Raw genomic sequence first — 4247 nt, 5'->3', positions numbered from 1 at the left:
GCGGGTCGAGCATGCGATCGGACGGCTCAAGAACTACAAGATCCTCCGTGACTGCCGACAGCCCGGCGACGGCCTCCACCACGCGGTCCAGGCCGTCGCCCACATGCACAATCTCGCCCTCGCCTCGTGATCAGAACAGCCGTGACCCGGGCTTTGACCTGCAAAATCACGGCCTTCTGCAACACGCTTTAGGGCGCCCCTGAAGGCATGGGCCTGGCGGCCCAGCCTTCATCCTGAGCAGCGACCGGGGCTGCGCCCCGTGCTTTCAACGGCGCCACCCGGGGGAGGGCGGGCCGCAGGCCCGTCCCTCCAGGGGCGCGGGGAACTGCGCGAACGGCCCCCACCGAACCCGCACCCGCCCACACACCCCACGGGCCCCTAGGCGCCCTACAGGTTGCCCCTCTTCTCCTGCTCCCTCTCGATCGCCTCGAACAGCGCCTTGAAGTTGCCCTTCCCGAAGCCCATCGACCCGTGCCGCTCGATGATCTCGAAGAACACCGTCGGCCGGTCCTGCACCGGCTTGGTGAAGATCTGCAGCAGGTACCCGTCCTCGTCCCGGTCCGCGAGGATCTTCAGCTCGCGCAGGGTCTCGATGGGGACCCGCGTGTCGCCGACCCACTCGCCGAGCGTGTCGTAGTACGAGTCCGGCGTGTTGAGGAACTCCACCCCGGCGGCCCGCATCGTCCGTACGGTCCGCACGATGTCGTTGGTGTTGAGGGCGATGTGCTGGACGCCCGCGCCGCCGTAGAACTCCAGGTACTCGTCGATCTGGGACTTCTTCTTGGCGATGGCGGGCTCGTTGATGGGGAACTTGACCTTGAGGGTGCCGTCCGCCACCACCTTCGACATCAGCGCGCTGTACTCGGTGGCGATGTCGTCGCCCACGAACTCCTTCATGTTCGTGAAGCCCATGACCCGGTTGTAGAACTCCACCCACTCGTTCATGCGGCCGAGTTCGACGTTGCCGACGCAGTGGTCGATGGCCTGGAACGTGCGCTGGGCGGGCGGCTCGACCATGGGTTCGGCGGCGACGTAGCCGGGGAGGTACGGGCCGTCGTAGCCGGTGCGCTCGACGAGGGTGTGCCGGGTCGTGCCGTACGTGGCGATCGCGGCGAGGACGACGGTGCCGTGCTCGTCCTTCACCTCGTAGGGCTCGGCGACGGAGCGGGCGCCGTGCTCGATGGCGTAGGCGTAGGCGCGGCGGGCGTCGGGGACCTCGATGGCGAGGTCGATGACGCCGTCGCCGTGTTCGGCGACGTGCTCGGCGAGGAAGTGGCCCCAGGTGGTGGTCGCCTTGACGACCGAGGTGAGGACGAACCGGGCCGAGCCGTTCTCCAGGACGTAGCTCGCCGTCTCGCGGTTGCCGGTCTCGGGGCCGGAGTAGGCGACGAGCCGCATGCCGAAGGCGGTGGAGTAGTAGTGGGCGGCCTGTTTGGCGTTGCCCACGGCGAAGACGACAGCGTCCATTCCCTTGACCGGGAAGGGGTCGGCCTGCCGAGCGGTGTCAGGGACGGGGTGCGTGTGCGCAGAGGTGGCTGCCATGGCCGCAGGCTCTCTCCGCTCCCGCAAGGTGCGCAATAGTTCGCGTCATGGCTGGACAATCTGCACAGCCATGACCCCATACTCGGGCTTGTTCTGTACAGGATGCTCACCCCGGGAGCGCTCATGGCGATCGATCATCTGGACGGGCGGCTGATCGTGCTGCTGGCGCGCGAGCCGCGCATCGGGGTGCTGGAGATGTCGCGGCGGCTGGGGGTCGCGCGGGGCACGGTGCAGGCGCGGCTGGATCGCCTTCAGTCGAATGGAGTCATCCGCGGCTTCGGCCCCCAGGTGGATCCGGCGGCGCTCGGCTACCCGGTGACGGCGTTCGCGACGCTGCAGATCCGGCAGGGTCAAGGCGCGGACGTACGGGCGCACTTGGCGACCGTGCCGGAGGTGCTGGAACTGCACACGACGACCGGCAGCGGCGACATGCTGTGCCGGCTGGTGGCCCGTTCGAACGCCGATCTCCAGCGGGTGATCGACCGGGTCGTCGGTTTTGATGGCATCGTCCGGGCCGCCACGGCGATCGTCATGGAGAACCCCGTTCCGCTGCGGATCATCCCGCTGGTGGAGCAGGCGGCGGAGGACCGGGAGACGACGACGTAGCCGATCTGGGGGTGCGTGCGGTGGGTTTCTGGGACTACGTGGGCAGCTACCGCGAGAGGCTGCTGTTCGACGCGTACCAGCACGCCAGTGCCGTCCTGCAGTGCGTGGTCGTGGCGACGGTCGCCGGGGTGGCGATCGGCGTCGTCACCTACCGGCGGGAGTGGGCCGCCGGTCTCGCCACCGCCACGACCTCGGCCGTGCTCACCGTTCCCTCCCTTGCGATGATCGGCCTGCTGATCCCGGTGGTGGGGCTGGGGGTGGCCCCCACGGTGATCGCGCTGACGCTGTACGGGCTGCTGCCGGTCGTGCGGAACGCGATCGTGGGGCTGCGCGGGGTCGATCCGGCGCTGGTGGACGCGGCGAAGGGCATCGGGATGTCCCGGGTGCGACGGCTGCTGCGGGTTGAGCTGCCGCTCGCCTGGCCGCCGATCCTCACCGGCGTCCGGGTCGCCACCCAGATGCTGATGGGCATCGCCGCGATCGCCGCGTACGCCTCCGGGCCGGGACTCGGCAACGAGATCTTCCGCGGGATCGCCTCCCTGGGCAGCGCCAACGCGCTCAACCAGGTGCTCGCGGGCACGCTCGGCATCGTCGTCCTCGCGCTGCTGTTCGACGCCGCGTACGTCCTGCTCGGGCGGCTGACGATTCCGAGGGGGATGCGTGGCTGACACCGGCGCCGCCATCGAGCTGGTCAACCTCACCAAGCACTATCCGGGCAACCGTCGACCATCCGTCGACGGCGTCACCATGCGCATCGACGCCGGCGAGACGGTCGTGTTCGTGGGGCCCTCGGGATGCGGCAAGTCGACGACACTCAAGATGATCAACAGGTTGATCGAGCCGTCCAGTGGATCCGTCCGGATCAACGGAGAGGACGTCACCGGACTTGATCCGGTCAAGCTGCGCCGCGAGATCGGCTACGCCATCCAGTCGTCCGGCCTCTTCCCGCACATGACGGTCGCCCAGAACATCGCCCTGGTGCCCCGTCTGGCCGGCTGGTCCGGGCGACGGGTCAGGGCGCGGGTGACGGAGATGCTGGAGCTGGTGGGGCTCGACCCCGGTGAGTTCCGCGACCGGTATCCGCGCCTGCTCTCCGGGGGGCAGCAGCAGCGGGTGGGCGTGGCGCGGGCGCTGGCCGCCGATCCGCCGGTGCTGCTGATGGACGAGCCGTTCGGCGCGGTGGACCCGGTCACCCGGGGCCACCTCCAGGACGAGTTGCTCCGGCTCCAGCGCGAGCTGCGCAAGACCATCGTGTTCGTCACCCATGACNNGCCCAGTTCGACACCCCGGAGGCGATCCTCGCCCACCCCGCCGACGACTTCGTCTCCGGCTTCGTCGGCACCGGCGCCGCCCTGAGGCGGCTCGACCTCACCCGCCTGAGGGACTTGGGCGTCACCGGCTGCCCGACGGCGCATCAGGGGGAGCCGATCCAGCAGGTCCGGGGCCGGCTGCGGGCGAGCGCCACCGACGAGATGCTGCTGCTGGACCGGCGCGGACAGCCCATCAGATGGCTGCGGCGGGAGGACCTGACGCACACCGAGGGGCCGCTCACGGAGGCCGGGACCCCGGTCGGCGGGACGGTGACCAGGGACGCCACGCTCCGGGAGGCCCTGGAGGCGGTACTGACCGACAGCGCGGGCCGGGTCGCGGTCACCGGCCCGAACGGCGTGTACGCGGGCGCCGTCCACCTGGAGGGCCTGCTCGACTCCGTCCGCGCCCTCCTGGCCGCCGACCGCAGACACGCACGGGAGCACCAACAGGAACTGGAGGCAACCCGAACCGAGCCCACGCCCCCGGAAGCGGAGGGGGCCACGGCGGGGAGGGTGGAGGGTGGCACGGCGCGGAGCGGGAAGGGTGGCACGGCAGGTAGGTCTGAGGGCGAGGTCGCCGGACGGCCTGAGGGCGAGGCCGCCGGGGGGCCGGATGGCGACGCCACGGGGCGGCCGCAGGGTGGGGCCACCGGTCGGCCAGCAGGGGAAGTCACCGGGAGTCCGGCAGAGGGTGAGGCCACCGAAATCCCGGAGGCCGGCATCGCCGAGGAACCGAAGGGTGACGCCGTGGGGAGTGCCGGGTGAGCGCGCCGCCGGACACGGCCCCGG

General features: G+C 70.6%; 4 protein-coding genes and 2 pseudogenes. 5 read left to right on the top strand and 1 reads right to left on the bottom strand.

Going from position 1 to position 4247, the window contains the following annotated elements; all coding sequences use genetic code 11:
* Positions 1-130 (top strand): annotated as a pseudogene (locus AOK23_RS50505) (IS5/IS1182 family transposase); the annotation flags it as partial.
* A 257-nt stretch (positions 131-387) separates the two neighbouring features.
* On the opposite strand, the gene hppD reads toward AOK23_RS50505, so the two are convergent.
* The gene (hppD, locus tag AOK23_RS30650) at positions 388-1542 is read right to left on the bottom strand and encodes a 4-hydroxyphenylpyruvate dioxygenase (RefSeq protein ID WP_055715831.1); all 1155 of its coding nucleotides are present in this window, start codon (positions 1540-1542) and stop codon (positions 388-390) included.
* 123 nt (positions 1543-1665) lie between these two features.
* Between hppD and AOK23_RS30645 the strand changes: the two genes are divergently transcribed.
* The 4 genes and pseudogenes from AOK23_RS30645 to AOK23_RS49025 all read left to right on the top strand — a co-directional run.
* Positions 1666-2148, top strand: a complete 483-nt coding sequence (locus AOK23_RS30645; protein ID WP_055520818.1) for an Lrp/AsnC family transcriptional regulator — start codon at positions 1666-1668, stop codon at positions 2146-2148.
* Between the two features lie 20 nt (positions 2149-2168).
* A complete protein-coding gene (locus tag AOK23_RS30640; RefSeq protein WP_055715830.1) occupies positions 2169-2816 on the top strand; it encodes an ABC transporter permease in 648 nt (215 codons plus the stop codon).
* Positions 2809-3417 (top strand): annotated as a pseudogene (locus tag AOK23_RS49030) (ABC transporter ATP-binding protein); the annotation flags it as partial. The gene AOK23_RS30640 and the pseudogene AOK23_RS49030, both read left to right, overlap by 8 nt.
* A gap of 2 nt (positions 3418-3419) precedes the next feature.
* The coding region (locus tag AOK23_RS49025) for a CBS domain-containing protein (RefSeq protein ID WP_476718309.1) at positions 3420-4223 on the top strand (804 nt) is incomplete at its 5' end.
* Between the last annotated feature and the right edge of the window lie 24 nt (positions 4224-4247).

Origin of the sequence: Streptomyces torulosus (assembly GCF_001419765.1) — a bacterium.
Taxonomy (GTDB): domain Bacteria; phylum Actinomycetota; class Actinomycetes; order Streptomycetales; family Streptomycetaceae; genus Streptomyces; species Streptomyces torulosus.
This window is presented reverse-complemented; position numbering and strand designations above follow the sequence as displayed.

Excerpts from the sequence above, each read along its gene's own strand:
- AOK23_RS30645 (WP_055520818.1), top strand. The coding sequence starts at position 1,666 with ATGGCGATCGATCATCTGGACGGGCGGCTGATCGTGCTGCTGGCGCGC.
- hppD (WP_055715831.1), bottom strand. The coding sequence starts at position 1,542 with ATGGCAGCCACCTCTGCGCACACGCACCCCGTCCCTGACACCGCTCGG.